17 protein-coding genes and 1 pseudogene are annotated in these 18,209 nt (G+C 61.6%); 5 read left to right on the top strand and 13 right to left on the bottom strand.

All coding sequences use genetic code 11. The features are described 5' to 3' along the window. Positions 1 to 86: 86 nt before the first annotated feature. Positions 87 to 1,829 carry a winged helix-turn-helix domain-containing protein gene (locus NCS28_RS15705; protein WP_250514680.1) on the bottom strand — a complete coding sequence of 581 codons (1,743 nt, stop codon included), beginning with the start codon at positions 1,827 to 1,829 and terminating at the stop codon, positions 87 to 89. 324 nt (positions 1,830 to 2,153) lie between these two features. On the opposite strand from NCS28_RS15705, the pseudogene NCS28_RS33200 reads away from it, so the two are divergent. Next, positions 2,154 to 2,261 (top strand): annotated as a pseudogene (locus NCS28_RS33200) (IS4 family transposase); the annotation flags it as partial. 41 nt (positions 2,262 to 2,302) lie between these two features. On the opposite strand, the gene NCS28_RS15695 reads toward NCS28_RS33200, so the two are convergent. The 5 genes from NCS28_RS15695 to NCS28_RS15675 all read right to left on the bottom strand — a co-directional run bounded on the left by NCS28_RS15695 (position 2,303) and on the right by NCS28_RS15675 (position 6,181). Then, entirely contained in the window at positions 2,303 to 2,872 is a 570-nt protein-coding gene (locus NCS28_RS15695) for an MFS transporter (RefSeq protein WP_250514679.1), read from the bottom strand. 27 nt (positions 2,873 to 2,899) lie between these two features. Next, positions 2,900 to 3,523, bottom strand: coding sequence for an MFS transporter (locus tag NCS28_RS15690; protein WP_250514678.1), 624 nt, complete (start codon positions 3,521 to 3,523; stop codon positions 2,900 to 2,902). A 528-nt stretch (positions 3,524 to 4,051) separates the two neighbouring features. Beyond that, positions 4,052 to 4,213, bottom strand: coding sequence for a hypothetical protein (locus NCS28_RS15685; protein WP_250514677.1), 162 nt, complete (start codon positions 4,211 to 4,213; stop codon positions 4,052 to 4,054). Positions 4,214 to 4,599: 386 nt separating this feature from the next. After that, positions 4,600 to 4,902, bottom strand: a complete 303-nt coding sequence (locus tag NCS28_RS15680; protein WP_502801196.1) for a hypothetical protein — start codon at positions 4,900 to 4,902, stop codon at positions 4,600 to 4,602. Positions 4,903 to 5,053: 151 nt separating this feature from the next. Next, complete coding sequence (locus NCS28_RS15675; protein WP_250514676.1) at positions 5,054 to 6,181, bottom strand: porin; 1,128 nt, start codon at positions 6,179 to 6,181, stop codon at positions 5,054 to 5,056. Positions 6,182 to 6,569: 388 nt separating this feature from the next. Here NCS28_RS15675 and NCS28_RS15670 point away from each other — a divergent pair, with 388 nt between their 5' ends. The 3 genes from NCS28_RS15670 (at position 6,570) to NCS28_RS15660 (ending at position 8,945) form a co-directional block, all read left to right on the top strand. Further along, entirely contained in the window at positions 6,570 to 7,340 is a 771-nt protein-coding gene (locus NCS28_RS15670; protein ID WP_250514675.1) for an SDR family NAD(P)-dependent oxidoreductase, read from the top strand. Positions 7,341 to 7,401: 61 nt separating this feature from the next. Next, positions 7,402 to 8,187: an HpcH/HpaI aldolase family protein gene (locus tag NCS28_RS15665; protein WP_350029793.1), complete on the top strand. Its 786-nt coding sequence runs from the start codon at positions 7,402 to 7,404 to the stop codon at positions 8,185 to 8,187. Further along, positions 8,184 to 8,945: an alpha/beta fold hydrolase gene (locus tag NCS28_RS15660; RefSeq protein ID WP_250514674.1), complete on the top strand. Its 762-nt coding sequence runs from the start codon at positions 8,184 to 8,186 to the stop codon at positions 8,943 to 8,945. The genes NCS28_RS15665 and NCS28_RS15660 overlap by 4 nt, the downstream gene beginning before the upstream one ends. An 11-nt stretch (positions 8,946 to 8,956) precedes the next feature. Here NCS28_RS15660 and NCS28_RS15655 read toward each other — a convergent pair whose 3' ends face one another. From NCS28_RS15655 to NCS28_RS15645, 3 genes are read right to left on the bottom strand one after another with little or no spacing between them, the layout of a single operon-like run. Then, entirely contained in the window at positions 8,957 to 10,375 is a 1,419-nt protein-coding gene (locus tag NCS28_RS15655; RefSeq protein WP_250514673.1) for an FGGY family carbohydrate kinase, read from the bottom strand. A 52-nt stretch (positions 10,376 to 10,427) separates the two neighbouring features. Continuing rightward, positions 10,428 to 11,648: an NAD(P)/FAD-dependent oxidoreductase gene (locus NCS28_RS15650; protein WP_250514672.1), complete on the bottom strand. Its 1,221-nt coding sequence runs from the start codon at positions 11,646 to 11,648 to the stop codon at positions 10,428 to 10,430. A gap of 16 nt (positions 11,649 to 11,664) precedes the next feature. Continuing rightward, positions 11,665 to 13,059, bottom strand: a complete 1,395-nt coding sequence (locus tag NCS28_RS15645) for an NAD(P)/FAD-dependent oxidoreductase (RefSeq protein ID WP_250514671.1) — start codon at positions 13,057 to 13,059, stop codon at positions 11,665 to 11,667. A 228-nt stretch (positions 13,060 to 13,287) separates the two neighbouring features. Here NCS28_RS15645 and NCS28_RS15640 point away from each other — a divergent pair, with 228 nt between their 5' ends. Further along, complete coding sequence (locus NCS28_RS15640) at positions 13,288 to 14,070, top strand: DeoR/GlpR family DNA-binding transcription regulator (RefSeq protein WP_250514670.1); 783 nt, start codon at positions 13,288 to 13,290, stop codon at positions 14,068 to 14,070. A 75-nt stretch (positions 14,071 to 14,145) separates the two neighbouring features. Here NCS28_RS15640 and NCS28_RS15635 read toward each other — a convergent pair whose 3' ends face one another. From NCS28_RS15635 to NCS28_RS33350, 4 genes are all read right to left on the bottom strand, one after another. Then, on the bottom strand, positions 14,146 to 15,117 hold the full coding sequence (locus tag NCS28_RS15635) for a cupin domain-containing protein (protein ID WP_250514669.1): 972 nt from the start codon (positions 15,115 to 15,117) through the stop codon (positions 14,146 to 14,148). Between the two features lie 71 nt (positions 15,118 to 15,188). Continuing rightward, positions 15,189 to 16,238, bottom strand: a complete 1,050-nt coding sequence (locus tag NCS28_RS15630; RefSeq protein ID WP_250514668.1) for an ABC transporter ATP-binding protein — start codon at positions 16,236 to 16,238, stop codon at positions 15,189 to 15,191. 10 nt (positions 16,239 to 16,248) lie between these two features. After that, on the bottom strand, positions 16,249 to 17,130 hold the full coding sequence (locus tag NCS28_RS15625) for a carbohydrate ABC transporter permease (protein ID WP_250514667.1): 882 nt from the start codon (positions 17,128 to 17,130) through the stop codon (positions 16,249 to 16,251). A 10-nt stretch (positions 17,131 to 17,140) separates the two neighbouring features. Continuing rightward, positions 17,141 to 18,169, bottom strand: a complete 1,029-nt coding sequence (locus NCS28_RS33350; RefSeq protein WP_250514666.1) for a carbohydrate ABC transporter permease — start codon at positions 18,167 to 18,169, stop codon at positions 17,141 to 17,143. Positions 18,170 to 18,209: the final 40 nt, after the last annotated feature.

The raw sequence follows: 18,209 nt of genomic DNA, 5'->3' as shown, positions 1-18,209 counted from the left end.
ATCGCCAGGCACGTACATCGAAGACTAGCGATTCACGGGCGCGAGCGCCTTGTGTCCGCCTGAAAAGTCCTGAAATTTCGCGCCAGTCAGGCCGTCGCGCGACGCACGGGGCCCACGGTCGCGAGCGGAAAATCCAGGCAATCAGGAAGCTTCGGCATCGTCGATTCGAGCATGGCCGCCGCCGCGGGCGAAGTTCCGATGACGTGTCTCATCCATTCGAAACTGCGCCTGCAACGCGCCTCCCACGCCACGAAGCCCTGCTCCCGCGCGATGTGCAAAACGTTCGGCAATATGATGGTCGCGAGGCGCAGACCTTCCGAATGTCCCTGCATCAGCAGGACGTCCGCCTTCGCGCGCAGCAGTTCCACCCATGAAAACGCGTCCCTTCTGCGCGTCGCGCGCGCTATCGCGTGATCGAGCAGTTCCGACGCCTCGATGATGCGTCCGAGTCGCGCAAGCCCGGTCGCAGTTTCGGAGAGGTAGGCCGCGAGCACCACGCAATATCGCGCGTCGCCGATCTCATCGAGCGATGGCGCGATGCTAGCTTCGTACGCATCCACTCGACCCGCGCGCAGTGCGAGCAGGCCGCGCCACATCTCCGCGCGCGCCTTCCATGTCGACACGCCATGCCTGCGCGTGGCTTCGATGAGCGCACGAACGGCAAGACCGAGCGCGGCGGAGTCGTCGCGCAGCAGTGCGGTCGGGCACACCGCTTCGCTCAGCGCATAGCATATCGACGCGGTGTGATCGAGTGCCTGCGCATCGTCGAGTGCCTGCTGCGCCGCGAGCGCCGCATCGTCGCGCCGACCGAGAAACGCGAACGCCTGTGCCAGCACCGAGTGGGTCATGCTGCGCTCGTCGTACAGGAACCGGACACGCTCGGCACGGCTCGAATGGTCGTCCGGAATACGGATATGTTCCAGCTCCGCCAGCGCTTCGCCGAGACGCCCCAGACAGAGATGCGAGATGGCGGCCATTCGGCGCGCCACCATCCGGTCGCTCGACCAGCGCGAGCGTGCGGCGACTTCCGCAAATCGCGCGGCTATCGAAAGCGCCTCGATGTAACTTCCGTTGAGGTAGGCATGACTCCAGCAGCCCCACAAGCCGCGCAACTGATATTCGATGTCGCCCGCTTTTTCCGCGAGCGACAGCGCTGCGGCGAATGCTTCACTGGTGTGATTGCCGACGCTCCGAAACAGCAGGCCCGCACCGCGCGCCGCGCGCAGCTTCATCTCCCATTCGGCCAGAGGCAACGAATCCCCTCTCCCGGCGGCAAGGCGGCCGAGCGCGTTCAGCGCGGCGTCGACGCGGCGCAGGCATTCCTCGATCATCGAGAACTGCATCGACGCAGCGATGCTGACGACAACGAGTTCGATGGCGATCGCCGGGGTTCCGTCTTCGGAAAAGCCCCAGTCGATGGCCGCGCGAAGATCGTCGAGATACAGCCCGAAAGTCCGGCTCCAGTCGATTTCCACCCGTTGCGCCGCGAATTTCTCCGCCGTCCGAAAGATTTCGAGGACATGCCGGGCGTGACGGCCGCGCCATTCGCGATTCGTTCCGCTCTCGACGAGGCGGTCCCGCGCATACGCGCGTATCGTATCGAGCAGCCGATACTGCATCTGCGGGAGATTTGGAATGGCGCACAGCAGTGACTTGTCGACGAGCTCTCCGATTGCGGCCGTCACTTGGCCCCGCGCCATGCCGCCGCCGCCGATCATTCGCTGGGCTGAATCCAGCGTGAACGCGCCCGCGAACAGACTGATCCGGGCGAGGACCGTCTGCAAGACAGGCGGCAAGAGGGCGTAGCTCCAGTCGACGGTCGCGCGCAAGGTCTGCGTTTCATCTCAAGCCTGGTATCACGAGCCAGAAGTGGAAAAAGCTCGCCTGAAAGCGGCAATCGACGCAGCCCTGAAAACGGAGGTCGTAGCATGAGTGGGCCGAAGGTTGTTCGAATCGTTACGCGCGAAGAAGTTCTCGCTATATGCGAAGCTCATCTACACCGGCTCGACCAGGCGATTGCCGCATGGACAGTATCGGGGCAGCGTATTCGAGAGCTTTCGGCTGAGGAGATCGCTGCGACCCACGAACGTCGCAAGGCACTTGCTGCATTGATTGCCAAGGATGCTTTCATGGAACTGCAGAAGAAGGTTCCTGCGCGCAAAGGCAACGGCGAACCCGGTATTAAGACCATTTGGCAAGGCCTGAAGCGAGTGCCAGATTTCGCCACCGGCCTCAGATACGTCCGAAAACTGGGCGACTGACTTATCTGTAATCAAATGGGCTCAAGCCTCACGCGCTTCACTTATCTGGTTGTCCGAATTCGCGCGGCCGCTTCTTCGGCCAGTTGCTGCGCAGGGCGACGGCACTCCACCAAGTGGATGACTGAGCGAATCAGCAGCACCGAGGCTAGCGCGATTACCCCGATCACCACGAAGCCTTGCTGAAGAGCGAAGTAGTATTTGATGTAACCCATCAGCACCGGACCAAAGAAAATCCCGGCAGAATAAATGCTTTGGTATAACCCGACGCGCGTTGACTGCTGCCAAGCCGGCGTGCGGGTGACAATCAGCGAATTAAGCACCGTTGAGATGACGCCGAACGAAGCTCCGGTCAGCGCCTGCAGAGCAAACAACGCCCACAAGCTATCCACCCAAGGCATGGCGATAGCGGCCAGCCCTTGAAGTACCCCACCGATCACCGCTGATTTGCCGAGCCCGAGATAGCGGTAAAACACCGGTGCACAGAGCGCAGTGGCCAGCGCATAGAAAAACAGATGAATACCGCTCAGCGTCGCTAGCGATGCCGGTGCCATTCCCATGCTCTCGGCCAGCAGCGGCGTAAGCGTGTCGCGGGTAGCGAACGGAACCATCATGACCAGTGCACACAGCCCACCCAGGAACTAGGCCGATTTATCGTGCAACTGAATGCTAAGTGCCGAATGCTGGCGTTCCTCTTCCGTTCTTTCCGGGCGCACTTCGCGAATAAAAAAGGTCAGAAAAAATGCCAGTGTCGCCGCGCCGGAGGCGACGAGAAAACTGGACTGCGGACCGAAATGCTGTGCCATGAACCCAGCCAGCGAGATACCGATGAACGTGCCGATCGGCGAGGCCACGCTGAGGAGCGCCGCAGCCGCTGCCGCTTCCAGTGGCGGGAAGAAAGCGACGAACATCACGTTGTATACCACCCAAGTGGCGCTGGTCACGCCATCGGCCAGCTTAGCGATGAACAGTGTTTCCGGCGTGGGATGGAAGAATACGACTGGCCAAGCACAGATCGTAAACAACAGGCTGATTTGGATGATGCGTTTGCGGTTATGCAAACGGTCGGAGACGATGCCTGCTGGAAAACGCAGCAGCATCGAGGCCAGGCCGGTGGCGCCAATAATGATGCCCATCGTGCGCGCCTCAACGTCCAGCGAAATGATATAGGGTGCCAGAAAGGGGTCGAAGGCGTGAATACAAACGAAAAAAAGCAGACTGATGATGAAAAAAAGCAGCACTTCGCGACGAAAAAAATGATTCATGGCTTCTCCGCTTCAGGATACCGTTTAGTCCGTTAGTCACCGTCCGTCGGTAGCGATTTTCCGGTGATGTTTTATTGCCGCAGCCATCGCGGCCACGTGCTGGCGGATGCCGCTGAGCCTACTCGTGAGTTGACAGGTGCTTTACGTCGATGGCGAAACGCGGACATGCGAGGTGACGTTCCGAGCGCACGTCATCGTTTTCACACTGCAGTCCACCCGCCGTGGAGCATCAGAGCGCTGCCGGTCAGGAGGCCGGCCTGTTCGTCGTGCCCCCCGATCGCGCGCTTGCTCGCGTAGTACAGTGTGCGTGGCGGGCTGTCGACGTGGCGCATCTGCGACGAGACTTGATAATCGAGCCGCCGCCGTGTAGAAAAAGACGTCGCGCAAGCGCCCGAGTCACGTAAAACATGGCCTTGACGTTGAGTTCGAGCACGGCATCGATTTAAGCCTCCTCCAGTTCGATCAGTGGTTCCGATGGGCACCAGCATTGTTGCCCAGTACGTCGAACGGCGAACCAAGTTTGCCGAGCTAGTCGTCGAACGCCGTTTCGACGGCGGCCGGATCGTTCACGTTGAGCACAATCTGGTTGCAGGCGAGGCGTTCTGCGCGCAGCGCGTCGCAGGCCTCGGCCAGCGGGTCGGCGCCGCCCACGTGACGTGGGTGCCGGCGCGCGAGCGCCACGGCGCCCATGAGGCCGATGCTGCTCGCTACTGCCGCCCGTCACGAGCGCGCGCCGGCCATCGAGTGCAAGTCGGGACCAAGAGGGAATGTCGTCATATAAGGATTGGGTACTTTCGAATCGAAAGCCATTATTCGTTTTCCTATATAATTCGTGCTTAGGTAGTTCTGGATATCGTCGGCTGGATCAACGGCTATTACGATCGACAGCGGTTGGACAGCTCTATCGGTTTCTGCACTCCGGGTGAGTATGAGGCCATGCTGACCACTGCATGACTTGCTGTATGTGAAAACGAGGCATGATCATGCGGGAGCTTGCCGCGCGGCCGAGTATCCGGCCCAAGCGGGATACTCGAACCAAAATCGCGCGAGGGTTACTGCTTTCCGCTCCTTTCCCTTTACTGACTCGCACCTGCTCCGACTCCCGCCTTTTTTTGAGCGTTCTGAATGTTTGCAGGGTAGTTCGGATCGTTTGCCCTGCCCGGGTTATAGCCCGAATCCTCGAGCTTTTTCAGTTCTGCGTTCTTCTTCATTCGAGCCTGTTTCCGCGCCGCCTTTTTCTGCTCTTTTGTTGTCGGTGCAGCTTGCGTCGCATCAGTGCCACTCGGACTGGCATTCTGCGAATACGACGGTGAGGTAAAGGAGACCGCCGCGGCGATCACAATCGACGATAAAGCGATGCTTGTAAGCTTTGTGTTCACGATAACTCCCAATCGTTTCGTGGAAATACAACGTAAGGATGTGTATACAGCGAGGGAGAGCCGCAGAAAGAAGAAGGACCTATTCTGATGCAGCAGTCACGCGGTTACAATCTCGTTGGGTGGCGGCGTCGCCGACATTGGCTTACGACCACTACCAGGTGTGTTTCATCGCGATACGCGTCGCGGTCTGATTTCGGCTCGATGATGGGGTGAAGCTATAACCAATGACCGCGTCTACGCCTTCAGACGCCCGCATCCAGTCGACCGACGCATATAGTTCCGTGCGCTTGGACAACAGATAGTGCGCAGACAGCGCGGCTTCGTGCCAGTGGTGACCCTCAAATGTGGAGTACTGGTACGCGGCTATCAGCGTCGTCGCTGGAGACAGCAAATATCGGATGCCCGGCTCATATACACGGAGCGACGATGTTCTTCCGAATCCCTTGAAAACAGTATCGCTGAAATCTCCCGCAAAGACCAGTTTATCAATCGTCCATGACGCTCCGATACCGTAGATCGACTGAGATTCGACAGGAAAGGGCGTGGCCGAATAAAGATCGGTGACGGTACCGTTTGGTCCCGCAGTCGCAACGGTTTGACCGAGCATCGACGTCACGCCCATCGCCGCGTAAGGATCGATCGCGCCGAGCCCGCTGGGCGAATTCAGGCGCGTGTAGTTGCCGCCTGCTGCGAACGGCCCCATGGTGTAGCTGAAGCCGGAACTCCACGCACTTCCGCTGTGAAAGTCGCCCGCGCGATTGCTGAACGAATACATTGCCCCGACGACGAGGCCGTGATAGGCGTTGCTCACGAACTTTACGGCATTCTGCAAACGCGCACCGCCCTGACGGTCGAAATTGCCGAGGTGAACGCCGTAGCCGCTCCCGTACGCGCTAGTGTTGAATAGCGCCGTAAAGTCGAGCGCAAAGTCGTATTGAATCCCGAAGGTGAGCGTCCCCAGCGAATTGCCGAGGCCGACGTAGGCTTGGCGACCAAACAATGCACCTCCCTGATTTAACTGACCCGTGCCCAGGTGGTAACCATTCTCCAGCACGAAGAGCGCGCGGTTACCGCCGCCGAGATCCTCAATACCCCTGAATCCCAGTTCGTTGGGCTGAAATGCACCGTCCGCAAACTGCCATGCATGCGAGCCGCCCGTATTGCTCAGGAAGTTAATCCCAGCGTCAGCCGCCCCATAAAGCGTAACGCTGCTTTGCGCATGCGCACCGGCGTGCACAAGTAGACAGGTCATGCCCGCAAGCCACCATTTCTTTTTCATCACCGCGCTCTCCAATCCTGTTTGATATCGCATGCCAAGTGGGTTCTCTAATTCGTACTACTAATTATACGAGGATGACTGTGAGTGTTCGCGATCACCAACCGTAGTTTTTGCGCACGCCGATCCTTGCGGCTTTCGCGAACCCACCACCCCATTTCGCAGTACGTCAAAATCTGCATATCAACACTTTTATTGACCGTTCGGGCAATAAGGAATATGCTTTGGTCACAAATATGTGGAAATTAGTGTAAACCCGGGCACCGAAAAGTCAGCGCCGTTAGCACCTTTCGGTTAGCCGCAAAGTGATGGCGAAGGAGAAAACGATGTTCCGATACCTGAAACGCATCGGTGTTGACGTGCGCAGCCGCCGCGCGCGCGAGGCCCGCTTATGATTGCGCTGCCAGCAGGGCCGAACTTTTCGCTTGTTGGCGCGCGCGCGCTCGTCACGGGGGGTAGCAGCGGCATTGGACTCGCTGCCGGTGTTGCGCTCGCACGAAGCGGCGCGCACGTCACACTCGCGGCACGCCGGCAGGAATCGCTCGATGCCGTCTGCGAAGCGCTACGCGCTGAGGGTCACGCTTGCGAGAGCCGGTTGCTGGACGTAACACAATCCGCAGACGTGGATCGCGTAATCGGGAAAACCGACCTGCCCTACGACATCCTCGTGAACAACGCTGGAACGAACCGACCGAAGCCTCTGATCGAAATCGGGGACGAGGACATCGACGCGGTGCTTGAGCTCAACGTTAAAGCGATGTTCTATGTTGCCCGCGCGTTCGCGCGCCGATTGTTCGACGCACAGCAGCCCGGCACAATTGTTAACGTGTCTTCGCAGATGGGGCATGTCGGCAGTCCGCGCCGCACGCTATATTGTGCGAGCAAGCACGCGATTGAGGGCATGACTAAGGCGCTCGCATGGGAGCTTGGTCCGGCGGGCATCCGCGTGAACACCTTATGCCCGACGTTCATCGAGACACCGATGACCGCAGGCATGCTCGACGACGTGGCATTTCGCGATTGGGCAAGTCAGCGCACGGCGCTCGGCCGTATAGGGCAACTTCATGAGGTGACAGGCGCCATAGTTTTTCTCGCGTCCCCCGCCTCGAGTCTCGTCACCGGCAGCGCCCTTATGCTCGACGGCGGATGGACCGCCGCATGAGCGCTCCCGCGATGAGCGAAGCCACGCGCCGCGCAACACCGATATTCAATTGGATCCGACCATGACGACCCGCACGCTGCCCCCCGATTTTAGCCTTCGCAAGCGACTTGCTGCCGGGCCGCGCATGCGCGGCGTATTCAATGCCTTGCCGAGTCCGGCAATTATCGAGATGTGTGGCTACGCCGGCTTCGATTTCGTAATCATCGATAACGAGCACGGCAGTGCCGATTACGGCACGACCGAGCACATGCTGCGCGCCGCGCGTGCGAGTGGCATCACGCCCGTCGTACGTTGCTTCGAACGAGATCTGCCGCGTTTGCTCGACATGGGAGTCGGCGCGGTGCAGATTCCGATGGTCGAGTCCGTCGAGCAGGCACGCCGCCTCGCGGCGGCGGTGCGCTATCCGCCCCTTGGCACACGCGGGTGCGCGTTCAGCCCGCGCGCGGCGGGCTACGGTGCTTTCGGCGGTAGCACCCACGTTGAGCGCAGCAACGCGGGAATCGCGCTCGTGGCGATGGTTGAAACACCGCTCGGCGTCGCGAACGCAAGAGCTATTGCGAGTGTGGAAGGCGTGGACGGGGTGTTCGTCGGCCCGAATGATCTCTCGCACGTTATGGGCCACGGCGGCGACTGGCAGGCTCCCGAAGTGCGCGAGGCAATTGAGTCCGCACTCGCTGGAATCGTCGACGCGGGCAAGTGCGCGGGTATCGTGGCACTAACACCGGAAGAAGAGGACCGGTACGCTGCACTCGGGGCGCGCTATTTCGCGAACGTCACGACGAGCCTCATCACGCGTGCGTTCCGCGAAGCGGCGACAGGTAAGACACAACACGCAAGATACTCATGAGCACTGCACGCGACAATATGGCGTCGTGCGCAGCGCACCCTGCACTTGTGCTACTGCCCGGCACCCTCTGCGACGACGCACTTTGGGAGCCGATGCTTGAAGCGCGGCCCAAACTACGTGCACGCGCGGCAGCGCAGTCCTATGCGGGCGAACGCACCGTGCGGGAGGCGGCCCACTCGCTGTTGCAACGCCTGCCCTCGCGTTTTGCTGTGCTCGGGTTTTCGCTGGGCGGCCTCGTAGCGCTTGAACTCGCGCATGCGGCGCCCGAACGCGTCCTTGGCCTCGCGCTCGTCGCGACCAATGCGAGGCCAGATGTGGCCGGCAACGCGCAGCATCGCCGTGCGGCCGTCAAAGCCGCGCGCGAGAGTGGGCTTGGCAACTACGTACGCGAAATGCTTTGGACGCAGTATGTTGCTCCTTCGCGGCTTTGCGACGACGCGCTGGCCGCGTACATCGTCGCAATGGCCGAGCGCGTGGGCCTCGACATGTTCGACGCGCAAACCGAAATTGCGATCGCGCGCGCCGATAGTCGTCCGCGCCTCGCCGCCATGCGCATGCCTTCGCTCATCGTCAGCGGGCGCCACGATGTCATTAATCCTGCCGACCGACAGAGCGAGATGTCCGCCGGACTGCGTGACTCGGAATGGCGCGTGTGCGACACCGCCGGCCATTTCGTGCCGCTCGAAGCGCCTGCCGAGTTGGCCGTTTCTGTGGAGGCGTGGCTTGCACGCGTCGATGCCGCTGCGGCACCCTGTTGACACCTTCCCGGTTAATGCCAGCGCCGAGCGCGCGCGACCGCATCGGCAAAGCGGGCCTTTGCCTCGCCGACGAACGCCCCGTTCCGACTCGGCTCATATACGGTCACGTCGCACTCACGGGGCGGCAGTTCGATGCCCGCGCCAAGCGCGGCAAGCGAAGCGCAACCGTATGCAGTCAGCTCGTGAAACCGCTGCGTCACGACGGGGCGCTCCAGCATGTCGGCAAGAAACTGCACGAAATAGCGGTTCTGCGTAAGGCCGCCGTCCACCGAGAGCCGATCCGCTACGCCTACGTGCGCGCGCATCGCCTCGATCACCTCGGCCGCGCTAAGCGCGACCCCTTCGAGCAGGGCCTGGCAGAGATCCAAGCGCTGCGTCGAAGCATGCATGCCAAGCCACATCGCCCCGGCGCTGCGGTCCCAATGTGGACAAGCGAGCCCCGAGAGCGCGGGTACGAACGCAAGCCCACGCGCGATCGCAGAGGGCGCAGCGAAATCGGCAATCTCCGACGTATCGCCGAAAAGCCCAAGACGCGAAGCCCACTCGACGGCCGAACTGGCGTCATAGACGCCACCATCGACCGCATAGGTACGCGTGCCGCCGAGATGCCACGCAACCGTTGGCAGCAAGCCCTGCTCCGGCGCACGCACGACAGACGCGCCCGTAAGTGCGAGCGCGAACGCGCCGGTGCCAAAGGTGATCTTTGCGTCGCCTTGCACGCGGCAACCGTGTCCATAGAGCGCTGCCTGTTGGTCGACAATCGAGGCGCTGACGCGCGAACGACCGATGAAGCCGAAATCGCCGACGCTTTCGCGAATCTCAGGCAGCGCCTCGATCGGTACGCCGAACAAGTCGCACAGGTCCTGATCCCACCTTCCGCTCGCGAGGTCCATCAAGGACGTACGCGACGCAGTGGTCGTATCGGTGACGAAGCGTCCTGTCAGGCGATCGAGGAACCACGCGTCGGTCGTGCCGAGGCGCAGCCGTCCGGCAACCAGCGCCGCGCGGACGCCAGGCTGATGCTCAACCAGCCAGCCGAGCTTCGTGGCCGAGAAATAGGCGTCGAGCGGCAGGCCCGCACGTTCTAGCGTGAGTGCCTCGGCGCCCTCCGCCCGCAGCACCTCGATTCGCTCGGCGGTACGTCGGTCCTGCCAAACAATTACGTCGGATAACGGGGCCTTTGTGACCGCGTCCCACGCGAGGCAGCTTTCGCCCTGATTATCGATGCCTATCGCGTCCACCTCGCCTGCCGCCGCAATGCACGCTTCGACGTTGGCAAGTAGTTCTTGCGGGTCGTGCTCCGCCCAACTGGGCTGGCGGTGATGCTGGGCGTGACGGACCGCGTGCGCGATCGACATCGTGCCATCCTCACTAACTACCAGCACGCGCGTGCTCGTCGTCCCCTGATCAATCGCTGCTACTCGCTTCATGCTTTTGTTCCGCCTCCATCGTTTCGTCCACGCGTCTTACACGGACGTTCCTTCATGGACGCGTCCGCACGGCAACGCGCAAGGTGTCGTTCCCCGGCTGCATGCCGAGGCGGCCGAGCGGTACTAACATGCGCCTTTCGGGCAGCGCGTTCACCGACTGCTGCCAGACGACACGTCCGCCTGCACTGACCTCAAGTACGCCATCGACGGGATGCGTTACTCGAATCTGAAGCATGCCAAGCCCCGAATCCGCGAGCGGCAGAGCGAGCCGCTGAGGCATCACCAGCTTCACGTTATCGCCGCGCTCAACACTCAGCGTCGCGCCCTTCGGCGTCGCCGCGAGACCGCCTTGCAAGTCCTCTGCAATCGTCGCGCCGATACGCCGCCCCTCACGGAACGACCAACCGGCTGTCTCCACAGGTCGCAGCAGATTGCCCGCCGCGAAGTAGGCCGGGTCCGAGCAGCGCCCGTACTGATCGACGACCGGGCCGGCCGTGCCGCTGTCGAGCATCAGATGGCTGCCACGCACGAGCGTCGCTTCCGGAATGAATTGTCCAGTGAAGAGAATGCCGTCGCAATCGACCGCACGCAGCGCGCCGCCCTGGTCACGCAGCCGAGCCGCTTCCACGCGATTCGTGCCCACGATCTCCTCAAGCTGTGTGCTGTACCAGACCGGCACGCGGCACAGCCTGGGCAAGGCCATGAACAAGCGCCGCGTCGTCGGGCGCGCAGAGGCCTCGATTATCCCGACGGGACGGATACCAGCCTTCAGGCAGGTAAGCACGGCCGAAACTGCGACGAGTTCCGTGCCGACAATCAAAGGCCGCCGGAAAGGCATCAGGCGGCGCAAATATACGAATGACTGCAGTGCGCCCGTATTGAGCACGCCAATTGGTCGATCGCCGGAAACGAGCCGGGCCGAGCGCGGCGATTCTCGCACGCCGGTCGCGAGCAGCACGCGCGCGGCGGAAAGCGTCGCCATCCCCGACGCATCGACAATACGCACTGTGCCATTTGGCTCTAGCTGCGTGACGGTGACACCGGTGCGGATCTGCACCCCTTGGCACTCCGCAAGCTTTGCGAGACGAGCCGCATAGGCAGGGCCACTGTACACGCGACCGAATTCGCGCATGCCGAAAGGTGGGTGCCCGCAATGACGCGGCACGCCGCCGAGTTCGGGCTCGCGTTCGAGCAGCGTCACAGAGGCGACGCCGCAGCGACGCAATTCCACGGCGGCAGCGATGCCGGCCGGGCCCCCGCCGATGACGAGCACGTCGCTATCGAACCGCTTATTCATGGCAGTCCCCCAAGGCGAGCGGGGCGGCGAGCCGCGCACTCGTCAGCTCGGCGATGCGCGCGCCGCAGTAGAATCCCTGGCAGCGTCCCATGCAGGCGCGCGTGCGCCGCTTTAGCCCGCCGAAATCACCGGGTGGAATCGTACTGCTGAGTGCGGCTTCGATTTCACGGCGCGTGACGAGCTCGCAGTGGCAGACAATTTCGTTGTCGCCCGGCAGTTGCCAGTCTCGCAGCCGGTGCTCCGCAAGGTTCGGCATACGGGGCCAGCTACGAGCCTCGAGCTCGGCCTGGGGTTCGCCACCTTCATAGAGCGCAAGTACGTGCCGCGCAATGCCGAGCGCGGCAGTCAATCCCGTGGAGCGAATACCGCCGACCGCCAGATAACCGCGCTCCCGCTCGATGCGAATGCGGTATTCCTTGAGCTCGGTCGCGGGGCGCAGTCCTGCATAGATAGCGGTAACAGGCATGCCTTCGAGCGCCGGCACACGCTCCACGGCGCTCGCGATGAGTCGCGCAAGCGTATCGTGATCGACGTTCGTCCGTGTCCTGTCGTCCTGCTCCTCTGCTGTGGGCCCGACGAGCACGTTGCCGAACGCAGTGCGCGTGATCACGATGCCCTTGGTGCGCTCGGTCGGCACGGGTAGCAGGATACTGCGAATGCAGCGCGACGAGGCCTTATCGAACACAACAAACTGCCCCTTACGTGGCCGGATCGTGAATTCACTGCTACCGAGCAGTGCGCGTTCGACGTGATCCCCAAACAGGCCGGCGCAGTTGATGACGAACGCGGCGCGCCAGCGGCCCTTGCTCGTTTCGACTTGCCAGACGCCGCCGTCGCGGCGCGCGCCTGTAAGTTGCGCACCGAACAACACGCGCGTGCCATGCTCGATCGCCTGCGTCAGATACGCCAGTGGCGCACTCCACGGATCGATTACGTGCTCGCGCGGCACCAGCACGCCGCCGCGCACCTCCGGCGACAAGCCAGGTTCACGTGCAAGCATGTCACCGCGCTCGATGCGGCGCACGTCCATCACGCCATTCTTGTGGGCCTGCTCAACAATCGCATCGAGCCGCGCGAGCTCCTCGTCACTCCAGGCCGCGACAAGCGCGCCCGTTTCAAGCAACGGCAAGTTCATGCGCTGCGCGATCCCCAGATATTCCTCGTAGCCCGCCTTCATACACGCCACTTCCAGGCTGCCAGGCGGTGCGTCAAAACCCGTATGGAGAATCGCACTGTTCGCCTTGCTTGCCCCGGAAAGGAGGTCCGCGCCCCTCTCGAGCACAAGCACGCGTGCGCCCGCGAGCGCGAAACGGCGCGCGACTGCACAGCCGACGACGCCTGCTCCCACCACCGCAACATCAAAGTTCTCGCCCTCGTCTGGACTCATTGCGTCACCGATTCGCAAAGTACAATGACCGAATGTTATATACAAATGCCCGAACAGTCAATATAGGCCGTCTATTTCGAGTGATTCAGTGGGTTTTTGCCTTTTTTACCCATCTTCGCTTGACGTGAATGAGACGCTGACGCACGATTTCGTTCCATCTGGGTCGGCATGGGGCATGCCGCGCGTTGACGCCACAGCATGTCGAGCCTTCCTCCTCGGACGCCATCGATGAAACCACAACTACGACACACGACCATTCTCGAACTGCTACGCCAACATAAGAAAGTCACCGTCGACTTTCTTTCCGAGCATCTCGGCACCTCTCGCGAAACCATCCGCCGCGACCTCACCGAACTTTCGCTGCGCGGCCAGTTACGCAAATATCACGGCGGCGCGACGCTGCTCGACCGGCAGACCGAAGGTGCGTTTCGTTCGCGTCTGCTCGAACAGGACGAGGAAAAACGCGCGGTCGCCCGCTGCGCAGCTGCGCTCTTCGACCGCGACGACACGCTCTTCATCGACACCGGCACGACGACGCTCGCTTTCGCCCAGGAACTGGCCGCGCGCCCGGCGATGACAGTCGTCACGAACTCGCTCGCGATCACGCAGACAATGGCGCGCGGCGGCGAAGCTCATCGCGTATTTCTGATCGGCGGCGAGTATGTCGACGAAGCCTCCGAGAACGTGGGACAGCTTGCAGTCGAGCAGATTTCGCAGTTTCACGCCCGCGATGCCGTCATCACGGTAGGAGCGATCGACCCGAGCGGCGTGATGGATTACGAGCTGCGCGAAGCGGAAATCGCGCGTGCCATGATCGCGCAGGCCAAGCGCGTTACGGTCGTCGCCGATGCTACGAAACTGAATCGCACCGCGCTCTTTCAGGTCTGTACACTTGACCGAATCGACCGACTCGTTGTCAACGAGCTTCCCGACGCGGCGCTCGCCGGTGCGCTGGCCGTGGCGGGCGTCGAAGTAATTGTCGCCGCGCTCGAACGCAAGAACGCCGCCTGAACGGCGGGACGCCAAGGTAATGGGCTCAGCGCGGCGCGGGTGTGGAACAGCACGCGAGGCGGCCGCGCATATGGGTCAACTGCGCCAGGTCGGCCCCGCTGCGTCTCCTGTATTGGTGATGCGGTACAGGCTCGCCTCACCCGACATGCTCGGCGCGAGCGTGTATTCGAGCCCGGGGGGTACGGCGCAGGTGTCGCCGGGAGCAAGCACAATCGAGCCGTCAGCCCACACAAGGCGCCAGTGGCCGCGCATCGTCATCAGCACGGAATGGCGTCCAGTGCGCTGAGGCGAGCCCGCGAGAGAATCGCGACCAAGCAATTCCACTTCGAAGCCCGGACGGTCGCGCAACAATCCATGCTCGCCGATTACCTGCGCGGGAGCGCGCCTGGCGAGCGCAATCAGATCGCGATAGCGCGCGACGTAGTCGCGCACCACATACGATGTCGGTGGCTCCGGAAAGTCAGTGAGCTCCTCGTCAGTTAGAAGCGGCATTGGGCCGATGCCCTCCGGCAGCGATTCCCCTTTCTTCGTGTCGTATAAGCGACCGTCGGCGCCGAGCACGAGACCGTGGTGCGCGGCTTCCTCGATCACCTGCGGCGCCCAGACCACACCGCCACCCGCGTCGTCGCCGCCAAGCATCGACATGATCATGCCGTAGTCCGTGCCCACATTCTCGAAGCCGCGAAAAATCCCGGTCGGAATGTCGAAGACATCGCCTTCTTCGAGAACTACTTCGCCTGCGTCTCCCCAACGGCCCCAGAAGAAGCGCCAGCGACCCTTAAGCACGAAGAACACCTCGGCCGTCCGGTGCGCATGCAGCGAGTTGCGGCATCGGGGCGGCTGACCCGCCGCGCCGATATTGAAGCCGGGCGTTTCGGCGAGATGCACGTGCTGGTCCGGGCTCTCGGACACGCCGCGCCCGATGATCGTGAAATTCTCTTTCTGGTTCGATCCCGGCGTATGGGCGTCGATGAATGCCGTGCGGCACGGTACGAGTTCGCCGTAGCGAACCGTGCGGCGCAGCATCTCTTCAACCGTCACTTTCATTTGTTATCCTATGAGTTGATGCAACCTGACTTCGCGGGGCCGTTATTTGCGTTTGCGCGCTGCCACGCGTTTCAGTCGATTCGCTTGCCCGTCTTGCGGTCGAAGAGATGGCAGATTGATGCCGGTACCGAAGCGCTCAACCGATCGCCAATCTCAGCGCGGTAACTCTTCGACGACTTTACAGAGACTAGCGAATGGCCGATGCGAAAGCTCGCCATCGTCGCTTCGCCGAGCAGTTCCATCGAATACACGTCGGCCGTCAGATTGCCTTTCTCGGCGACGAGCCTGGCGTCTTCCGCGCGAAAGCCCAGTGTGATCTCGCCCGCCACCTGTGCGGGCAAGCCATCGATGCGGATCCCGGGCGCACTGAACACGCCGCCATGAATTACGCCCTCAACAAGGTTCATCGCCGGCGAGCCGATAAAGCTTGCGACAAAAGTGTTGGCCGGACGGTCGTAAATCTGCGTGGGGGTGCCAACCTGCTGGATCACGCCCCTGTTCATCACGACGACGCGGTCAGCCATCGTCATCGCTTCGATCTGATCGTGCGTCACATAGATCGTTGTTACCTTTAGCTGATGCTGGAGATTCTTGATCTGCGCGCGCGTTGACACGCGCAGCTTCGCATCAAGATTCGACAGCGGCTCGTCCATCAGAAACACGCGCGGATGCCGCACGATTGCACGGCCAAGCGCAACCCGCTGGCGCTGGCCGCCCGAGAGTGCAGCCGGGCGCCGGTCGAGAAGTTCGTTTAGTTCAACCATGGCCGCCGCGTTCGTCACCATCTCGTGATGGCGATCCGGCGCGACCCTGCGCACTTTGAGCGGGAAGCGGATGTTCTCGTACACGGTCATGTTCGGGTATAGGCCGTAGCTCTGAAACACCATCGAGATATCCCGGTCCTTCGGCTCCAGCCGGTTCACGAGTTGGTCGTCAAACCAGATCTCGCCCTCGGTGATGTCCTCGAGACCCGCGATCATGCGCATGGTCGTGGTCTTGCCGCAACCAGACGGCCCGAGCAGCACGAGAAACTCCTCGTTCCCGATGGTGAGATCGAAATTATCGACGCCGACGAAATTCGACCATCGCTTCGAGACGTTTTTGAGACGGATTTGTGCCATGGCTTGCCCCTTAACCCTTGACGGCGCCAGCGGTCAGCCCGCTCACGATGCGCCGTTGAAAAAACATGACCAGAATGAAAAGCGGAACGGTCGCCGATACAACCGACGCCACTGCGTACATCACGTTGCCCTCTGTCTGCACCGTCCCAAGAAAGCTCGATATTTTGGGTACCATCGTCAAGTTATCCTGGCTCAGCAGCATCGCGGTTACCGCGAAGTCGTTGTAGGCGAGCAGGAAGGAGAACAGTCCCGTCGTGACGAGGCCGGGCAGCATCACGGGCATGATGACCGTGCGGAACGCCTGGAAGCGCGTGCATCCATCCACCATCGCGCTTTCGTCGAGATCCTTCGGGATCGAGAGAAAGAAAGAATGCAGCATCCACAGCGTGAAAGGCTGGTTAATCGCGACGAGCACGATAATCGCCGTCGGCAGATGCCCCCACACGTTAAGCTCGAAAAACGGCAGCAGATAGCCGGAGACGAGCGTAATCGGCGGCATCGCTCGGAACACGAGCGCTATCATCAAAACCCAGAACGTCGAGCGGGAATTCGAGCGCGCGAGCGCATAGCCGCCGAGCGTGCCAAATGTCAGCGAGATTGCCACAACGCATACTGTCACGATCGTCGTGTTGATGGCTTGCTGCCAGAAGTCGCGCACGACCCACGCGCCGTAATAGCCTGCGCCGGTAAAGGCGTGGCCCGTCTGCGCAAGTGTTTTTACGCCCCAGATCGCGTTCCACCAGGTCGTGCGAGAGAAGAAGTCGGCCTCGACCTTGAACGAGCCCCACACCGTCCAGACGAACGGAAAGGCAGCAGCGAACACCCATAGGACGACAAAACCTGTCGACAGTGCGTTGAGGCCCCACGGGCGTTTGAGAGTGCTGGTTGACATCCGAGGTCTCCTATTTACGGTTGAAGTCGCGCCACGTTCTTACGAGAACTGGCGTGAGCAGAACCATCACGCCGAGAATCGTCAGCACCGAGGTAGCGGCCGCCGAGCCGAACTGCTGGTCCGCCTGCCCCTGCAGATCGTGGAACACGTTCCAACTCAGCGATGTCGCATTGGCCTGCGCGCTCATCCCAACGACGGGCTCGAACACGCGGAAGTTGTCCATCAGTTGTACGAGTGCGATGAAGGTCGCGAGTGGCCACAGATGCGGAACTACCACGTAGCGGATGCGCTGCCACCGACTTGCGCCGTCGATCATGGTCGCTTCGAGCGTGTCGTGCGGCACCGTCTGGAGACCCGCGTAGAGCACGATGAAGGAGAACGGCGCGTTGGTCCAGACGCCGTAGGTGAGCAGCGCGAGCCATGTGAGCGGCGCGGACGAGCTTAGCGTCAGCTGTGGGTCACCGGTGACTACCTGCAGCGTCGCGCCCAGAATGCCGAGCGGATTGATCATCCAGTACAGAATCAGCGCGCCGATGAGCGGCGTGATGATCATCGGCAGGAGCGAGAAGAAAATCACAAAACCCTTCGCCTGCGGCCGGATCGTGTTGATGGCAAGCGCGGTCGCGAAGCCGAGGATCATCGCAAGCGGCGTTACCACGAAGGTGTACACCAACGTGAACGAAAGCGCCTTGTAGAACGGCAGTGCATAGATGCGCGTAAAGAACGTGCCCGGGCCGTCGCTCGTGTGGAGCGCCTCTCGAATCTCTGCGGCCGCGAGGTGATTGCGGTCGAGATACGTCCCGAAGCCGTTAAAGTGACCAAGCGGCTGTGCCTCGCGGCGCCGCTCAGTCGCCTCAAAATCGACGCGCACGCCCTCCGTGCAGCCGCTGAATGGTGTGCAGAATTGAGACTTGAGCAGCACCTGTTCGTGCTGGGTGTAGAAAGACTGCACCGCTACCGAAACGATAGGCAGTGCGATGAATATAACCATGGCGGCCAGCGATGGCAGCATGAAGGCGAAGAAAGCCCGGCGTGGCACGGCACGTCTCCTTAAGAACCGACCCAAATTATCTGGCACG

It is taken from the genome of Caballeronia sp. INDeC2 (assembly GCF_023631325.1).
Lineage (GTDB): Bacteria > Pseudomonadota > Gammaproteobacteria > Burkholderiales > Burkholderiaceae > Caballeronia.
This window is presented reverse-complemented; position numbering and strand designations above follow the sequence as displayed.